The organism is Psychrobacter glacincola (assembly GCF_904846075.1).
Lineage (GTDB): Bacteria > Pseudomonadota > Gammaproteobacteria > Pseudomonadales > Moraxellaceae > Psychrobacter > Psychrobacter glacincola_C.
Map to the genome: position 1 here is coordinate 889,095 of NZ_CAJGZH010000001.1, position 16,873 is coordinate 905,967.

Annotated in this window: 13 protein-coding genes, 2 tRNA genes and 1 rRNA gene; 13 read left to right on the forward strand and 3 right to left on the reverse strand. The window is 43.1% G+C overall.

Going from position 1 to position 16,873, the window contains the following annotated elements; all coding sequences use genetic code 11:
• The first annotated feature begins 52 nt into the window (after positions 1-52).
• On the forward strand, positions 53-1,702 hold the full coding sequence (gene groL, locus JMW85_RS03890; RefSeq protein ID WP_045456067.1) for a chaperonin GroEL: 1,650 nt from the start codon (positions 53-55) through the stop codon (positions 1,700-1,702).
• Positions 1,703-2,248: 546 nt separating this feature from the next.
• Positions 2,249-3,913, forward strand: coding sequence for a glucosamine inositolphosphorylceramide transferase family protein (locus JMW85_RS03895; protein WP_201580995.1), 1,665 nt, complete (start codon positions 2,249-2,251; stop codon positions 3,911-3,913).
• A gap of 104 nt (positions 3,914-4,017) precedes the next feature.
• On the opposite strand, the gene yaaA is transcribed toward JMW85_RS03895, so the two are convergent.
• Positions 4,018-4,818 carry a peroxide stress protein YaaA gene (gene yaaA / locus JMW85_RS03900; protein WP_201580996.1) on the reverse strand — a complete coding sequence of 267 codons (801 nt, stop codon included), beginning with the start codon at positions 4,816-4,818 and terminating at the stop codon, positions 4,018-4,020.
• Positions 4,819-5,301: 483 nt separating this feature from the next.
• On the opposite strand from yaaA, the gene JMW85_RS03905 reads away from it, so the two are divergent.
• The 6 genes from JMW85_RS03905 (at position 5,302) to JMW85_RS03930 (ending at position 9,962) form a co-directional block, all read left to right on the forward strand.
• Positions 5,302-6,453 (forward strand): Re/Si-specific NAD(P)(+) transhydrogenase subunit alpha, encoded by a 1,152-nt coding sequence (locus JMW85_RS03905; protein WP_201580997.1) that lies wholly within the window; start codon positions 5,302-5,304, stop codon positions 6,451-6,453.
• A 101-nt stretch (positions 6,454-6,554) separates the two neighbouring features.
• Complete coding sequence (locus JMW85_RS03910; protein ID WP_201540922.1) at positions 6,555-6,893, forward strand: proton-translocating transhydrogenase family protein; 339 nt, start codon at positions 6,555-6,557, stop codon at positions 6,891-6,893.
• Complete coding sequence (locus tag JMW85_RS03915; RefSeq protein ID WP_055125296.1) at positions 6,890-8,290, forward strand: NAD(P)(+) transhydrogenase (Re/Si-specific) subunit beta; 1,401 nt, start codon at positions 6,890-6,892, stop codon at positions 8,288-8,290. The genes JMW85_RS03910 and JMW85_RS03915 overlap by 4 nt, the downstream gene beginning before the upstream one ends.
• Before the next feature lie 193 nt (positions 8,291-8,483).
• Positions 8,484-9,047 (forward strand): acyl-CoA thioesterase, encoded by a 564-nt coding sequence (locus tag JMW85_RS03920; RefSeq protein WP_201580998.1) that lies wholly within the window; start codon positions 8,484-8,486, stop codon positions 9,045-9,047.
• Between the two features lie 130 nt (positions 9,048-9,177).
• The gene (gene iscX, locus JMW85_RS03925) at positions 9,178-9,387 is read left to right on the forward strand and encodes a Fe-S cluster assembly protein IscX (protein WP_021812734.1); all 210 of its coding nucleotides are present in this window, start codon (positions 9,178-9,180) and stop codon (positions 9,385-9,387) included.
• A 74-nt stretch (positions 9,388-9,461) separates the two neighbouring features.
• Positions 9,462-9,962 (forward strand): GyrI-like domain-containing protein, encoded by a 501-nt coding sequence (locus JMW85_RS03930; RefSeq protein WP_201580999.1) that lies wholly within the window; start codon positions 9,462-9,464, stop codon positions 9,960-9,962.
• 88 nt (positions 9,963-10,050) lie between these two features.
• On the opposite strand, the gene dapE is transcribed toward JMW85_RS03930, so the two are convergent.
• Together dapE and JMW85_RS03940 are read right to left on the reverse strand one after the other, a co-directional pair.
• Complete coding sequence (dapE, locus tag JMW85_RS03935) at positions 10,051-11,265, reverse strand: succinyl-diaminopimelate desuccinylase (RefSeq protein ID WP_201581000.1); 1,215 nt, start codon at positions 11,263-11,265, stop codon at positions 10,051-10,053.
• Positions 11,266-11,376: 111 nt separating this feature from the next.
• Complete coding sequence (locus tag JMW85_RS03940) at positions 11,377-12,132, reverse strand: 2OG-Fe(II) oxygenase (protein WP_201581001.1); 756 nt, start codon at positions 12,130-12,132, stop codon at positions 11,377-11,379.
• A 129-nt stretch (positions 12,133-12,261) separates the two neighbouring features.
• Here JMW85_RS03940 and JMW85_RS03945 point away from each other — a divergent pair, with 129 nt between their 5' ends.
• The 5 genes from JMW85_RS03945 to JMW85_RS03965 all read left to right on the forward strand — a co-directional run bounded on the left by JMW85_RS03945 (position 12,262) and on the right by JMW85_RS03965 (position 16,648).
• Positions 12,262-13,137, forward strand: a complete 876-nt coding sequence (locus JMW85_RS03945) for a 23S rRNA (adenine(2030)-N(6))-methyltransferase RlmJ (protein ID WP_045446718.1) — start codon at positions 12,262-12,264, stop codon at positions 13,135-13,137.
• Between the two features lie 42 nt (positions 13,138-13,179).
• Positions 13,180-14,082: a CDP-diacylglycerol--serine O-phosphatidyltransferase gene (gene pssA, locus JMW85_RS03950; RefSeq protein WP_227681655.1), complete on the forward strand. Its 903-nt coding sequence runs from the start codon at positions 13,180-13,182 to the stop codon at positions 14,080-14,082.
• Between the two features lie 793 nt (positions 14,083-14,875).
• A 16S ribosomal RNA gene (locus tag JMW85_RS03955) occupies positions 14,876-16,411 on the forward strand.
• Positions 16,412-16,486: 75 nt separating this feature from the next.
• Positions 16,487-16,563, forward strand: a tRNA-Ile gene (locus JMW85_RS03960).
• 9 nt (positions 16,564-16,572) lie between these two features.
• Positions 16,573-16,648, forward strand: a tRNA-Ala gene (locus JMW85_RS03965).
• The last annotated feature ends 225 nt before the right edge of the window (positions 16,649-16,873 follow it).

The window sequence follows — 16,873 nt, forward strand, 5'->3', positions numbered from 1 at the left end:
AATTGAAACATTTAATAGCATTCTCATACTTATAATAGTGGAGTAATTTAACATGGCAAAAGACGTAAAATTCGGCATTGATGCCCGTAAACAAATGATGGACGGTGTAAACGTTCTAGCAAACGCCGTACGCGTAACCCTAGGCCCTAAAGGTCGTAACGTAGTTATCGATAAATCATTTGGCGCGCCTACCATCACTAAAGATGGTGTTTCGGTTGCCAAAGAAATCGAGCTTGAAAACAAATTCGAAAACATGGGCGCTCAGTTAGTCCGTGAAGTGGCTAGCCGCACAAATGATGTTGCTGGTGATGGTACGACGACTGCGACCGTATTGGCGCAATCTATCTTGCAAGAAGGCATGAAGTCAGTTGCTGCTGGCATGAACCCAATGGATCTAAAACGCGGTATCGATAAAGCGGTTCGCGCAGCGGTTGAGCAAATTCATTTGTTGGCTACACCAGCTGACGATTCAAAAGCGATTGCTCAAGTGGGTTCTATCTCTGCCAACTCAGACACCAAAATCGGTGAGCTAATTGCTCAAGCGATGGAAAAAGTCGGTAAGCAAGGCGTTATCACCGTTGAAGAAGGTTCAAGCTTCGAAGATACCTTAGAAGTTGTCGAAGGTATGCAGTTTGACCGTGGTTATATCAGCCCGTACTTTGCAAACAAGCAAGACAGCTTAACTGCTGAATTTGAAAACCCATATATCTTGTTGGTTGATAAAAAAATCAGCAATATTCGTGAAATCGTACCATTACTTGAGCAAGTCATGCAGCAAAGCAAACCATTGCTTATCATCGCTGAAGACGTAGAAAACGAAGCATTGGCAACATTGGTTGTCAACAACATGCGTGGCGGCTTGAAAACTTGTGCCGTAAAAGCACCAGGTTTCGGCGATCGTCGTAAAGCTATGTTAGAAGACATCGCTACCCTAACTGGCGGTACAGTAATCTCTGAAGAGATTGGTCTAAGTTTAGAGACTGCTACTCTTGAGCAACTTGGTACAGCTAAGAAAGTCACTGTCGGTAAAGAAAATACCGTGATCGTTGATGGCGCTGGTAACTCTGCTGATATCGAAAACCGTGTTGAATCTATCAAACGTCAAGTTGAAGAATCAACGTCTGACTACGACAAAGAAAAGCTTCAAGAGCGTATGGCTAAACTTGCTGGCGGCGTTGCCGTTATCAAAGTTGGCGCTGCGACTGAAACTGAAATGAAAGAGAAGAAAGATCGTGTTGACGATGCGCTACATGCGACTCGTGCAGCGGTTGAAGAAGGCGTTGTACCTGGCGGCGGTGTTGCCTTAGTTCGTGCAATGAATGCATTGTCTGAGCTACGTGGCGATAACGATGACCAAAACGCGGGTATCAATATCTTACGTCGCGCAATGGAAGCACCATTACGTCAAATCGTTACCAACGCTGGCGAAGAAGCATCAGTGGTAGTCAACGAAGTGAAGAGTGGCAGCGGTAACTACGGTTACAACGCAGCTTCTAGCGAATACGGCGATATGCTAGAGATGGGTATTCTTGATCCAGCTAAAGTAGCTCGTTCAGCGCTAGAAAATGCAGCATCTGTAGCTGGCTTAATGCTAACGACCGAAGTCATGATTACTGATTTGCCACAAGGTGATGACGGTATGGCTGGCATGGGCGGTGCTGGTGGAATGGGCGGTATGGGTGGAATGGGCGGCATGATGTAATTTATGCCTCGACTAAATTTGTACGACGTTGTTAACCTCGCTCGATGTACTATTAGTACAATCTTCACTTGGTCGCCTAGTCGTACTGCTTTAGTCAATCCATAAAGCGCTTTTCGCTAGAAGTATGATTTTGTTATAAAGTTTATTTAATCATTAGAAGCTCTGTTATCGGAAGATAGCAGGGCTTTTTTTTGCCTAATTTTTATAGCGCTACTCATTGGTATATGAGGTAATCACGGTTTTATATACATTCATTCGATAGTGCTGGATAAGTGTTTTATGCTTGGGAAGGTTGCCAATTGACAGACATAGTGAGAGCGTTGCTATTTCCCAGACTCAGTGGTGACACTCTATCTATTATTTACTCATGATCTTTGATGTATTTCTAAAAACTTCAACAAGTAAAATACCAATTAGATCAACAAAATCGATCTGACATTATCAAAAGTATTGAATATATAAAGTTTTTTTATATATGTTATTATTTAAATGTAATTAATAAATATAATCAATGGACTGATACTTTATCAAAGGACAATTGAGCACGTGTTATGGCTGGCCCAGCCAAAAACTCTTGTGCAATTCAAGGTGATGATGATGAAAAAAATTAGGCTTGGGATTCTGGTAGAAGAGGAAACATTGCCATGGTATAAGTTCAAACCATTAAAATCTCTCGTCGATGAAGGCAAGGTTGAGGTTTGTATTGCTGTCCAACGAGATAAAAAACAAGCGTCTCACATGTCTCGTCTATCCAAAGTTATTCCTTCCATTAATCAAAAGTTATTTTCTTTTCTTTCTCGAAATAAGAGTAATACCAAGCGTTATTCTATTCATGACTTGGTGGCTAATGGTACGATGCCCATCGTAATATCAATAGTAAATCAGGATAAAATTTATGATGAGATTGAGGATTCAGTGATTGAGAAACTTGAAGCCGCCAATCTAGATTATCTGGTCAAATTTGGTTTTCGAACCTTAGCAGGGAGAATTCTGAGTGTTTCAAAAAAAGGTATTCTCTTATTTCGTTACGGCGATGAAACCAAACAAAGACGCGGATCAGCATTGTATTGGCAGTTTGCCGAACAATGGGAGAATAGCGTAGTCACGCTACATCTGTTAAATGAGCGTCTTAATGGTGATAAAGTCGTTGGGAGAGGGTATGGCTCTTTATTTTACTGGGACTATAATTTAACCGAGCATAAATTAAATAGTGTCGCAGCATCGATATTGTATTGGTATTTCCATAAAAATAAAATTGGCGTCAAAAGTGGAGATTCGACGAATTTAATGCTTAACGATGCAATTTATGAAGAACCCCAACAACTGACTGCCATACGGCATTTGATGAGTTTTTTTAAAAACTATACGATAAAGACTTTCTATAAGAGTCTTTATCACAATAACTGGAGTATTTTGATTGGTTCTATTGATCAGTCGATGCAAACATACACTGAGCTATTGCCTGAAAAAGGATGTTTTTGGGCTGACCCTTTTTATATTGAGCGAGATTCAAGGCGTTATATATTTTTTGAGAGCTTAAATTATAAAGAAGGTATCGGCCGCATAGAGTGGATAGAACTGGATGAGCACTATCAAGTTATCAATTCTGGAACAGTCGATTTAGGTATTAGCTCTCATTTAAGCTTTCCTAATGTATTCGAGCATGAAAACGCTGTATATATGATTCCAGAAGCCGCCAAGACCAATTGTATTAACCTATTAAAAGCGACGGATTTTCCGCAGAAGTGGGAAAAAGTTCATGAGTTGGTGTCTGGGGTTCAGGCAGCAGATAGTGCCGTTATTGAGCACAATGGCTTATGGTATCTTTTTACCACGCATGGTTCAATTTCAGTCCTTACGATGGATTTAGAATTGCATATTTATACGTCTGATAAGTTGGAGTCAGATAACTGGAGCATTCATCCCTCGGCGCCTTTAAAAATTGATGTGCGTGGATCACGATTAGCAGGTGCATTATTCCGAAAAAATGGTCAGCTGTTTCGTACGGCTCAAGATGGCACTATTAGGTATGGACGTAGAGTGGCTTTGTATCTGGTAGAAGAGTTGACACCGACATCTTACAAAGAAACCTTTGTGCGTTATATCGAACCCAATTGGGAAAACGATATCGATCGTCTCCATACCTATAACGTATATGATCAAACTGTCGTGCTTGATGTTTCAAGAGATAAATTGCGTTTTACCGTATAATCATTAAGAATCTTTACGGCAACTGGTGATAATATTCTGTCGAAAAACCCCGATAGGCTCAGCTTATCGGGGTTTATTTATACAAATTAGATATTTTTTTAAAACTACTGACTGGCTGCATCCCGTCTAAACGTCCACGTTTTATCATCAGAAGCCTCTTCACAGTAATAATATCCCGCCAAATCAAACTGCTTTAGCTGCTCAGCATTGGTTAGCTTATTATCAGCAGCATACTTCACCATCAGTCCGCGTGCTTTTTTGGCATAGAAGCTAATCACTTTGTATTGACCATTCTTTTCATCTTCAAATCGTGGTGTGATAACTTCCGCATTCAGCGCTTTCTTCTTGACCACTTTGAAATATTCATTTGACGCCAGATTAATCAAAATCTTATCATCACTATCTGCCATACGTGCATTAATAATGACAGTTACTTCCTCGCCCCAAAACTCATAAAGGTTATCGCCACGTTCATTTTTCAGTTTGGTACCCATCTCTAAACGATAGGGTTGGATTAAATCGAGCGGTTTCAATACGCCATATAATCCAGACAAGATACCCAGATGCTTATTGACATAAATGGCGGTGTCTTTATCCATATGATACATATCAAGTCCAGTGTAAACATCGCCATCGAATAAATAACCTGCAGGTTTGGCATTGTCTAAAGTAAATGGCTTATCGTTGCTCCAACGCCACTCTTGATTGCGCTTGGCATTGAGCTGTGCCAAATCATCAGAGATGCCCATCAGTTCTTGTAAATCAATCGGTTCTTTCGATTTTAAGTTTTTCATCAATGCTTGCGCATGTTCGATGAGCTCTGGCTGACTATAATATTTGTCTAAGTTCACTGGCACCGCGTCTTTCTCATTTAAAGATTTGGCAGGGGAAAGTAAAAAATACATCGTCATTCCTTATTATAGTGAGTCAATGGGTAGTCTATTTATGTATTAAGTTTTCTTATTATACGATAAGCAGCAATGTATCTTGACCTACCCGTTGTTATTTCGTGTTTTTTAACGTTATCCTTAAAAAGGACAGATATTTGATTGACATAAGCCGATAGTTTGTCAAGTCTAGCGTTTAATTGAAAAGGAAAAATTTTTAATATAACAATAAAAGTTATGCAGATGGTGTAAATGCCTAACTTTTTATTTTACTTGTGGGTCATCATTAGGCAATGAAAGTTGGCAGATGATGTCTCTATAATAAAAAGGTATGATGGCAAAGACGCTATCATTTATTAAATTGATAATCTTTGGTCATGATGTTGAACCAACCATGACCAAAGGTTTTTTTGTCCCCTGTGCTTTTTAAATGTGCGTTGAGGGTGTTAAAGGTAGTCGTGAGACGTAAGTATAGTCATTAGACGTAAGTAAGGAGACGGTATGAAAATCGGTGTAATCAGTGCAGATATCGCGAGCGAGAGCCGTGTAGCGATAACCCCAGACGCAGTCAAAAAATTGCGTAAGCTTGGGTTTGAAGTCGTCATACAGTCAGGTGCAGGTCAAGCAGCATATTATGCTGATGAGTTGTATCAAGCGGCGGGTGCCGACATTGCCAGCAGCAGCGCCGAGGTAATCACACAGTCTCGAATTATTACTACCGTCAATGACTTACCTGCTGCAGCTATTGAAGGCTTAACGTCAGGTCAGATTGTCATTGGCATGCTTGACCCATATCGTAATACTCAGCTTGACACTTATGCGACCAAAGGTGTCACTGCCTTTGCAATGGAGTTATTGCCACGTACCTTGTCACGCGCACAGAATATGGATGTCTTGTCATCGCAAGCCAACCTTGCCGGTTATAAAGCAGTATTGCTAGCGGCCAATGAATACTCGCGTCCTTTCCCAATGTTTATGACCTCAGCTGGTACGGTTAAGCCTGCTAAAGTGGTCATCTTAGGCGTTGGGGTTGCTGGCTTGCAAGCGATTGCGACAGCCAAGCGTTTGGGCGCAGTGGTAGAAGCCAGTGATTTACGTCCGACCGCTCGCGAGCAAGTAGAGTCACTCGGTGGTAAATGGCTGGATGTACCGATGAGTGCAGAGGAGGCCGAAACAGCCAAATCTACAGGTGGCTATGCGTGGACACCATCTGAGCAATATGTCAAAGATCAAGCTGCTGTTGTAGATAAAGCCTTGAGCAACGCGGATATCGTGATTACTACTGCGCAGATTCCTGGTCGTAACGCTCCTCGTCTGGTGCACGGCGCAACCCTTGCTAAAATGAAGGCGGGTTCCGTATTGATCGATATGGCTGCTGGTACAGGTGGCAACGTCGAAGGCAGCGTGCCTAACGAAACCATCACTACAGACAACGGTGTACGTATCGTTGGTGCTGCCAATATCCCATCGATGCTCGCCGCGCAGTCTTCAGATTTGTATGCCAACAATTTGGTTAACTTTATCACCACATTAATTGCGCCTGCTAGCGATAACGCATCAGCTAATTTGGCACTTAAATTAGACATGGAAGACGAGATTCAAGGCGCACTGGCAGTGACACATGACAGTCAGGTACGACTAGCCAAACGCTAAGTTTTAACTGCCTTTCACTACACATTTGCCAGTAACGAATAAATTTTTAGGAGGATTAGATGATTGCCACTATTTTAGCGGCAGCGCCAGCTGGTGCGGCCATGAGTAGCACCCCATTTGTAGCGATTTTTACCGTATTTGTACTCGCTATTTTTGTCGGATATTACGTCGTTTGGGGCGTCACGCCTGCATTGCACACACCATTAATGGCTGTCACCAACGCACTATCGAGTATCGTCATCGTCGGTGCCATGCTACAGACCGTCACTATTGACGGCTCTGTCTTTACACCGACCAGTATCCTTGGCGCTTTTGCCGTATTCTTAGCCAGTATCAATATCTTCGGTGGCTTTGCCGTGACTGAGCGTATGCTTGCGATGTTTAAACCGAAAGTAAAAAAAGCACCAGTAGCAACCACTGATGTTGGAGGTGACGCATGAATGATTTCTCAACAATGATTGCGGCAAATGCAGACTGGTTTTACCTAGTCGGCGCTATCCTTTTCGTTTTAACCTTACGTGGTTTATCCAGCCCAAAGACGGCTATCCGTGGTAACCGCTTTGGTATGGTGGCGATGGCGATTGCGGTCGTCACGACATTCTTCTTAGCAGAAGGCCCTGTCCTTTGGTTAATTATCGGTGCGATGATTTTGGGTGCGCTCGTCGGCATGTGGAAGGCAAAGACGGTTGCAATGACTCAAATGCCGGAAACCGTTGCTTTAATGCATTCCTTTGTCGGTTTAGCTGCGGTCGCCATTGCATTGGCAACGGTACTGCATACGGAACAACAGCATGGCGCGGTTGCGCGAGTTGAGCTGTTTATTGGTTGTTTCATCGGTGCGATTACCTTTTCAGCCTCGGTCTTTGCCTTTGGTAAATTGGCAGCGAAAAGCTGGGCGAAGACCTTGGTCGGCGGCTGGGTAAAACCTGTCCAAGCGCTACTATTCATTGCGATGATTGCTTTCGGTGGCGTGTATTTCGTCACTGACTCATTACCAGCGTTTTATGCGATGGCAGTGATTGCCGTGATATTTGGTTGGATGTGGATTGCGCCGATCGGTGGCGGTGATATGCCAGTAGTTGTTTCGCTATTGAACTCTTTCTCAGGTTGGGCGGCGGCAGGCATTGGTTTTACCCTCGGCAACTCAATGCTCATTATCGCAGGGTCGCTCGTCGGTTCATCAGGCGCGATTTTATCTTATATCATGTGTAAAGCCATGAACCGCTCATTACTCAACGTCTTATTTGGCGGAATGGGTACAGGAGCTGTGGCAGCAGGCGCTGATGATGGCGCACCGAAGAACTACAAGGCTGGTTCAGCAGAAGATGCCGGCTTCTTGATGGCCAATGCCAGTAGTGTGGTTATTGTCCCGGGTTACGGCATGGCGCAAGGTCGTGCACAGAACGCGGTAAAAGAGCTATATGAGTTGCTAAAAGAAGAAGGCGTGAACGTGCGTTTTGCCATTCATCCAGTCGCTGGTCGTATGCCAGGTCACATGAACGTACTGTTGGCTGAAGCGGACGTACCTTATGATGATATTTTAGAGATGGATGAGATCAACTCAGACTTCGCGAGTACAGATGTCGTCTTGGTAATCGGTGCAAATGATGTGGTCAACCCCTCTGCAAAAGATGATCCAACCTCACCAATCTTTGGTATGCCGATTCTAGAAGTGACCAAAGCTCAAACCGTTATGGTCATCAAGCGCTCGATGAACACGGGTTATGCAGGGCTTGATAACAGTCTGTTCTATATGGATAAGACGATGATGATCTTTGGCGATGCTAAGAAAATGGTGGAAGAGATGGTTCGCAGTATCAATGGTGCAGGTCATTAATCTTTAAAGTTAGTTTTTAAATATAAGTTTCTAAATATAAGCTTTTAAATATCCGCTTTTAAATAAAAAAGTCACTTAGGTGGCTTTTTTGCGTTAAGGTACGCTGCATTTATAGCCCGTCACTGTTTATATATTATATACACTAATTTATACCCAATAAGTTTACACAAAATAAGCGTTAAGAGAGTTATTTATGAATATGTTGGTACGTTTTTTTATTATGGTCAGTTTGCTAAAACAACAACTTAAGCAGCAATCAATAAGCGAGCGCCTTAGTACTGAGCTCTTGATTGCACCGACGGTTCGTCATTATCGAGTGTTGCCGCATGATATGGGCTTTCGGAACCATCTGCCTAATTATCGTTATTTGTCTTTTATTGAGCTAAACATTACTCGCTGGCTGATGGCATGCTGTCATCAAAAAGGTATTAAGCCCTTGAATTGGGTTATCGCCATGCAAGAAATGGTTTATCTGAAAGAAGTTAAATTTTTAGATAAAATGACGGTAAATAGCACGCTTGCTGGCTGGGATAAAAAATACGTTTATTTTGAAACGCGCTTTTTTGTAAAAAACCAGTTGATGGGCGTTGGTATGACTAAGTTTGTATTGACCAATAAAAAAGGCAAATGTGCGCCAGAGATATTGGATATGATAGGTGAGCGGTTGAATGAGGTCATTGATTCTTGGAATCAGCATCAAGTGGCGATTAAATCTGCCAAGTCTGCTGAAACGAGTAAAACAACAAGTGCGGCATAACGAACTTGTCTATAATCAGCGGGCGAATTTTGGTAGGATAGCGGTTATTAAGTTGCCAATCAAATCACCAGTCAAATTGACCACTGATTTGATGACGTGTCTAAAAATGATTAAAAGTTAAGGAGCTACCATGACCCCGCAAAAATTAAAATGGACAGACAGCTTAGATATCGCTATTGAGCTGTATGAGAAGTTTCCAGAGACCGATCCGCAGTACATTCGTTTTACTGATTTACATCGCTGGGTGACTGAGCTTGAAGGTTTTGATGATGATCCACAAAAATCAAACGAAGGCATCTTAGAAGCGATTCAGATGAATTGGATTGATGAAGCAGATTAGATTTATACCCTGAAGCGCTATTTTTAATACTATCTCAAATAGAAAACTGAATAAATATATAGGACTTACAGATCATGACGTCACAAATTAAAGAGTTGCCTGAAGCTATAACTTGTAAAGGTATTAGCGTTCGTACGACCAATAACGCTGAGATTAGCGAAGACACGGCGAAACTGGGTCGTTTATGGCAAAAATTTTATCAAAACCATGCCAGTGATCTGCCTAAAGGTGAAGACATCTATGGTGTCTATCATAACTATGAGAGCGATGATTTGGTCGGCGCTTTTGATGTGGTTGCCAGTTGGAAAGTAGCCAGCGAGCAAGAGCCATCAGACAGTGAAAATATGTCTAAGGCTGCAAACCTAGTAACAGTAGATATTCCTGCAGGAAAGTATTTGGTATTCTCTGAGCAGGGTAGAATGCCATACACGGTGATGAATGCTTGGGAAAAGGCTTGGACCTATTTTAATGATCGCAGCTGTGAGCATACCCGAACTTTTGATGTCGATTTTGAGCATTATATCGGTGGTAATCTAGAGAATGGTCAAGTTGATCTCTATATTGGTATTGAGTAAAATTAGTATTGAATAAATTAGTCAAAATAATAAAAAAGCGCCAAGTCTGCTATCAGACTTGGCGCTTTTTTGACTCCATCAATGATAATTAATCTAACAATAGATTTTCCAATATCTCTTCATAAATCTGTGCAAGCTTGCCTAAGTCATCGACTTCTACCTTTTCATCAACTTGGTGAATCGTCGCATTTCTTACACCAAGCTCAACGACTTGTGCACCCGTTGGCGCAATAAAGCGTCCGTCAGAAGTACCACCTGATGTAGATAGTGTCGTATCAGTATCGGTTACCTTTTTGATCGCTTTTTGACAGGCAGAAACCAACTTACCTTCAGGGGTCAAAAACGGCTGACCAGATAATTTCCAATGGATATCATAACTGGCCTTACTATTAGTAAAGTGTTTGTCAAAGATAGCATGCGTTTTTGCCTTCAGCTCATCTTCAGTCGTTTCCGTAGAAAAGCGGAAGTTGAAGATAACTTTTAACGTCTCAGGAATAACGTTGGTGGCGCCTGTACCGCTATTGATATTAGAGATTTGCAGTGAAGTCGCAGGGAAGTAGTCATTGCCACTATCCCAAGTAGCGGCAGTCAGTTCCGCCAAAGCTGCCATCGTTGCATGAATAGGGTTGCAAGCTAAATGCGGGTAAGCAACATGACCTTGTTTGCCAGTGACCGTAAGTTCCGCACCCAATGAGCCGCGGCGACCGTTTTTAATGATATCGCCGAGCGTATCCGTGCTCGATGGTTCGCCAACAAGACAATAAGTGATTTTTTCTTGACGTGCTTCTAAGGTTTCAATGACTTTGACTGTGCCATTAATAGACGGGCCTTCTTCATCTGAGGTGATTAAAAAAGCAATCGAACCATTGTGCTCAGGATAATTCGCGACGAAACGCTCGGCAGCGACGGTAAAAGCCGCAATGCCCGTTTTCATGTCAGCCGCACCGCGAGCCCATAGGTAGCCGTCTGCAATGGTTGGCGTAAATGGCGGATAAGTCCAATTGTTTTCATCACCTGTTGGCACGACGTCGGTATGACCAGCAAAACAAATGACTGGATCAGTGGTGCCACGGCGCGCCCATAGATTTTTGACTTCTGCATGTTCGCCGCTTTGATCTCTATCGCCAAAATACATAAACTCACAGTCAAACCCAGCTTGTGATAATCGTTCTGACAATATATCTTGACAGCCGTCATCATCTGGGGTGACGGAGGGACGTTCAAGTAGCGCAATACTTAAATCTAGTGTTTGCTGCTGATGGTTTTCTTGTTGATGGATGGTTTGTTTATTAAAGTCCGACATGAATAAACCTTTTTATTATAAATTAAAATGATAAATTTTTAAGATTGGCAGCCACGATACAATACAATCAGTCGTTGCTTGCAGTCGTTGCTCGTTACTTGCTAATGCGTTTTAAATATTGTCTTCAACAAAAGGCACCAAACCATCACGGCGCATCCACGTAGCGATAGAGTAACGCTGCCGCTGGGCAATTTGCACTTGATGTTTTAGGTCACTGTCAAATATCACCAATCTATTGGCGACAGGCATGACGTTATGATGAACGCCATGTTTATCAATGACTTCTAGTGCGCCGCCGTCAGTTGGTTCCCATTCATCATTGAGATAAAACACCGCAGAGATAACGCGTTCATCACGCCCAGCTGGATTGTCACTATGCCATTGGTAGCCAAACCCCACTGGATAGCAAGCATAATGCGCTTCACTGTGGCGAATACCGGCAAATAAACTGCGATTGAATAAGGCAGCAAGCGCATTGATACTTTGCAAATAATAATACCCAGCAAAGAAGTTTTCTGTAATCCAGCGGATGCGATCACCGCGAATATCACTGACACGAATCCCAGCCGTCAGCTCTGCGTCACGATAGTCAATAAAACCACTCTCTGCTTGCAAGGCTAACAGCGCTTTCGTTTCAAAAACCTCATCAATAATGATCCAACCATCATCAACGAATATATCCAGTTGTGTATCAGTCAGCTTATCTTGCCAACTGATATCGAAATCAGACTGTTGTAATAGGCGCTGAGTCAGTGGTTTTTGGCTTGGGTCGTCGCTATGAGGAAATAATAATGGTGGATTATCTTCTCCTATTGGATGATCGATCACCAACTTTGTCACATCAAGATTGCTAATAATCTCTGTCATTTCGTCTCACTATGGTCAGTTAGCTGGCAATACATAGCCAATCAATGCCTTTTTACCAAAACCATCGTTATCTTTTACTCTGCCTATGCTACCATAGATGTAATTTTTCTTATTTAAACTTTTGAGATTATGAACTATAAACACGCCTACCACGCTGGTAACTTTGCTGATGTGGTTAAACACATTTTATTGGTACAACTCCTTAATCAATTGGGGCAAAAAAACAAACCTTTTTATGTGCTTGATGCTTATGGTGGTCGCGGACTGTATTCACTGAGCAGTGAAGAAGCGCGCAAGACAGGTGAGGCCAAAGGTGGTATCCAAGCGTTACTAAATGCCAATACCGACAAGGCACCTGCTGCTGTCAAAGATTATATGGAAGGCATTAAGCAAGCCCGTTTCACTTATGACAATAAAGTCTATCCTGGTTCTCCTTGGTGGGTTGCCCATCATATCGAGAAAAATCCAGATGCAGGTGTGCGCGGTGAAGCTTTTGAAGCCAAAGCTAGCGAATATGATGCGCTAAACTATCAGTTGCACAAGTTACCCATTGGTATACAGCATCGTGATGCCTTTGAAGGGATTACCGCCGTTATTCCACCAAAAGAAAAGCGCGGTCTGATTTTTCTTGATCCGCCTTATGAGCAAGAGCACAAAGATTTTACACGCCTTATAAACTTACTCGTTGCTGCTTATAATAAATGGCCACAAGGCACTTATGCGCTTTGGTTCCCTATTAAGAACGTTGAAGCCGTTGAATTGTTTTACAAAAAACTGAAGCGTACTGAAATGCGCCGCCAGCTGGTTTGTGAGCTGAATATTTATCCAAATGATGTGGCGGTTGGTCTTAACGGTACAGGTTTACTGGTCATCAATCCACCTTGGCAATTTGATAATCATGCACGTGAGATATTACGCTTCTTACAGCCTGCATTAAAAGTGGCTGATGCTCCAGACTTAACGCCTGATAGCGCAACCAATGTACGCTGGCTAGTCGGCGAATAACCATGTTAGTGAATAACTATGCCGGCAAATAAGGATATTGAGATGACTAACGTGCAATCACCTAAAGACGAATCAAATCATCCGCCTCTAAATGATGAATTGTTACAAGACAGCGCAGCCGCCCAGCCGCCCTTTGTTGATGAGCATGATTTCAATATTCGCTTAGCGGATAATGAGAGTTATGATGGCTTGACCTTTGAAGTGATTGAAGCAGAAGTTGCTGAAGGGCAGCGAGTAGTCAGTCGCGGTGTCTATCTAGCACCAAATCTAATTACAACCTTGTCACTGCTATCTGGTTTTTACTCGATTTTGGCCAGTACGCAAGGCGAGTTCTACAAAGCTTCTTTAGCCATCTTTTTGTCCGCTATTCTCGACGGTGCAGATGGGCGAGTGGCGCGTATGCTTAATGCGCAAAGCCCCTTTGGCGAGCAATATGATTCGCTTGCCGATATGTTGGCTTTTGGTGTTGCACCAGCGATCTTAGTTTATAGTTTTGCGCTGCAGCCGTTAGGTCGCATTGGCTTGGGCTGTGCGTTTGTCTTTACTGCCTGTGCTGCCTTCCGTTTGGCACGTTTTAACGTTCAGGTCGGTATTGTTGATAAAAAATACTTTGTCGGTTTGGCGAGTCCACTTGCTGCTATATTAGTAACGGCAGCGGTTATGGTCGCTGTCGACCATAATGAATGGGTTGGGCAGTACGATACGGCAGTCATGTTCTTATTTGCTGCTTGGGTGGTCATTTGTGGTTTACTGATGGTCAGCAACGTCAAATACTATAGCTTTAAAGAGTTTGATAAAAAGAAAGTACCTTTTGTGGTTTTAATAATCGGTGTGCTGGTCATGAGTATTGTGCTCTATGACATACCTGTCGGTATTTTAGCCATTGGTATTATCTATGCATTGTCGGGTATTGTTACGACGATTAAAGCAAAAGCAAATTTTTAGAATTGACTGTTCGTGTCATATTAAGGAATTTACCGTAGGGTAAGTTCCTTTTTTTATACGCTTTATATATCAAACCGGCTATCAGTGTATTCATCACGATAAGATAAAGAAGGACCAACTCATTTTTTAGCTAATGATCATTGATAACGGCTCGTTAAAGAAACCCACATGATTGAGATGAAATAAGCATGCTTATTTAAGAGCTTACCTCAGCCCAGCGCAAATAAACATACACTACTACCCAGTTAAAGCAAAAGTAGCGTCGCCATTCTGCCAATTTAGTCTAATATCCAAGATTATTCAATATTAAGCTAAAATAGCCCTTGACTAAAGATTCAAACCCTCTATAATACGCCCTCATCAAGACGAGCTGGAAGCTTATATGTAAGATACATATAAATAACCCAATTAACTTGAAGAAACAAAACATAAAAAAGCTTGACAATTCAAATCATTATGATAAGATAGTCGGCTCGCTAGATAGCTTGACCCGTAAGGGATTAAAGCTAAATAGCAATAGAATTACCCTATATATCAGTTACTGGACGACAGTGATTGAGCACTATTTAAAAGCATAACTAAAGAACAACTTGTGTGGATTTTTGCTGATTCAGAATGCTAAAAATAAAGTTGGTTTTAACTCCTTTTCGGAGTTCATTCTAACTATAAAAATTATCATTTAAGACAGCAGAAAAACTCAAAGTTAATTCATTACGAACATAATTTTTAGCGATTTTGCCAGATTAGATGAGCCAAGTTTAGAAGCTTCTTTAAAGAGCTTCATAGCAAGATTAAACTGAAGAGTTTGATCATGGCTCAGATTGAACGCTGGCGGCAGGCTTAACACATGCAAGTCGAGCGGTAACATTTCTAGCTTGCTAGAAGATGACGAGCGGCGGACGGGTGAGTAATACTTAGGAATCTACCTAGTAGTGGGGGATAGCACGGGGAAACTCGTATTAATACCGCATACGACCTACGGGAGAAAGGGGGCAGTTTACTGCTCTCGCTATTAGATGAGCCTAAGTCGGATTAGCTAGATGGTGGGGTAAAGGCCTACCATGGCGACGATCTGTAGCTGGTCTGAGAGGATGATCAGCCACACCGGGACTGAGACACGGCCCGGACTCCTACGGGAGGCAGCAGTGGGGAATATTGGACAATGGGGGAAACCCTGATCCAGCCATGCCGCGTGTGTGAAGAAGGCCTTTTGGTTGTAAAGCACTTTAAGCAGTGAAGAAGACTCCATGGTTAATACCCATGGACGATGACATTAGCTGCAGAATAAGCACCGGCTAACTCTGTGCCAGCAGCCGCGGTAATACAGAGGGTGCAAGCGTTAATCGGAATTACTGGGCGTAAAGGGAGCGTAGGTGGCTCTATAAGTCAGATGTGAAATCCCCGGGCTTAACCTGGGAACTGCATCTGAAACTGTAGAGCTAGAGTATGTGAGAGGAAGGTAGAATTCCAGGTGTAGCGGTGAAATGCGTAGAGATCTGGAGGAATACCGATGGCGAAGGCAGCCTTCTGGCATAATACTGACACTGAGGCTCGAAAGCGTGGGTAGCAAACAGGATTAGATACCCTGGTAGTCCACGCCGTAAACGATGTCTACTAGTCGTTGGGTCCCTTGAGGACTTAGTGACGCAGCTAACGCAATAAGTAGACCGCCTGGGGAGTACGGCCGCAAGGTTAAAACTCAAATGAATTGACGGGGCCCGCACAAGCGGTGGAGCATGTGGTTTAATTCGATGCAACGCGAAGAACCTTACCTGGTCTTGACATATCTAGAATCCTGCAGAGATGCGGGAGTGCCTTCGGGAATTAGAATACAGGTGCTGCATGGCTGTCGTCAGCTCGTGTCGTGAGATGTTGGGTTAAGTCCCGCAACGAGCGCAACCCTTGTCCTTAGTTACCAGCGGGTTAAGCCGGGAACTCTAAGGATACTGCCAGTGACAAACTGGAGGAAGGCGGGGACGACGTCAAGTCATCATGGCCCTTACGACCAGGGCTACACACGTGCTACAATGGTAGGTACAGAGGGCAGCTACACAGCGATGTGATGCGAATCTCAAAAAGCCTATCGTAGTCCAGATTGAGTCTGCAACTCGACTCCATGAAGTAGGAATCGCTAGTAATCGCGGATCAGAATGCCGCGGTGAATACGTTCCCGGGCCTTGTACACACCGCCCGTCACACCATGGGAGTTGATTGCACCAGAAGTGGATAGCTTAACCTTCGGGGAGCGTTCACCACGGTGTGGTTGATGACTGGGGTGAAGTCGTAACAAGGTAGCCGTAGGGGAACCTGCGGCTGGATCACCTCCTTATAGATGGCATTCGGTCAGCAAGAATTCACAACAAGTTGTTCTTTAGTTTAAGCTTACGTTTTAACAAGCGTAATTGGGTCTGTAGCTCAGCTGGTTAGAGCACCGTGTTGATAACGCGGGGGTCAGTGGTTCAAGTCCACTTAGACCCACCATTTTATAATGGGGCCATAGCTCAGTTGGTAGAGCGCCTGCCTTGCACGCAGGAGGTCAACGGTTCGACTCCGTTTGGCTCCACCACTAGACGAATAAGCTTTTAGTGCTAATAGTATAAATAGAAACAAGTGATTTATCTTTGAATAAAGACACGATTACTTCTTTCTGTTTTATACAGAATCTGTGACTCGACGAGAGCATAGAGACTATTTAAAAACATAGATATGAGTCTGGGTTAGGAGGGGCGTGTTCACGCGCACTTCCTAACCTTAATCACTCACCTCTTAACGACATCAGTTGTTATCCCAG

Bases quoted from the DNA above. Each gene is read 5' to 3' on its own strand.
- JMW85_RS03915 (WP_055125296.1), top strand. From the start codon at position 6,890: ATGAATGATTTCTCAACAATGATTGCGGCAAATGCAGACTGGTTTTAC.
- JMW85_RS03945 (WP_045446718.1), top strand. From the start codon at position 12,262: ATGAACTATAAACACGCCTACCACGCTGGTAACTTTGCTGATGTGGTT.
- JMW85_RS03910 (WP_201540922.1), top strand. From the start codon at position 6,555: ATGAGTAGCACCCCATTTGTAGCGATTTTTACCGTATTTGTACTCGCT.
- pssA (WP_227681655.1), top strand. From the start codon at position 13,180: ATGACTAACGTGCAATCACCTAAAGACGAATCAAATCATCCGCCTCTA.
- dapE (WP_201581000.1), bottom strand. From the start codon at position 11,265: ATGTCGGACTTTAATAAACAAACCATCCATCAACAAGAAAACCATCAG.
- JMW85_RS03940 (WP_201581001.1), bottom strand. From the start codon at position 12,132: ATGACAGAGATTATTAGCAATCTTGATGTGACAAAGTTGGTGATCGAT.
- JMW85_RS03930 (WP_201580999.1), top strand. From the start codon at position 9,462: ATGACGTCACAAATTAAAGAGTTGCCTGAAGCTATAACTTGTAAAGGT.
- JMW85_RS03905 (WP_201580997.1), top strand. From the start codon at position 5,302: ATGAAAATCGGTGTAATCAGTGCAGATATCGCGAGCGAGAGCCGTGTA.
- JMW85_RS03920 (WP_201580998.1), top strand. From the start codon at position 8,484: ATGAATATGTTGGTACGTTTTTTTATTATGGTCAGTTTGCTAAAACAA.
- iscX (WP_021812734.1), top strand. From the start codon at position 9,178: ATGACCCCGCAAAAATTAAAATGGACAGACAGCTTAGATATCGCTATT.
- groL (WP_045456067.1), top strand. From the start codon at position 53: ATGGCAAAAGACGTAAAATTCGGCATTGATGCCCGTAAACAAATGATG.
- yaaA (WP_201580996.1), bottom strand. From the start codon at position 4,818: ATGTATTTTTTACTTTCCCCTGCCAAATCTTTAAATGAGAAAGACGCG.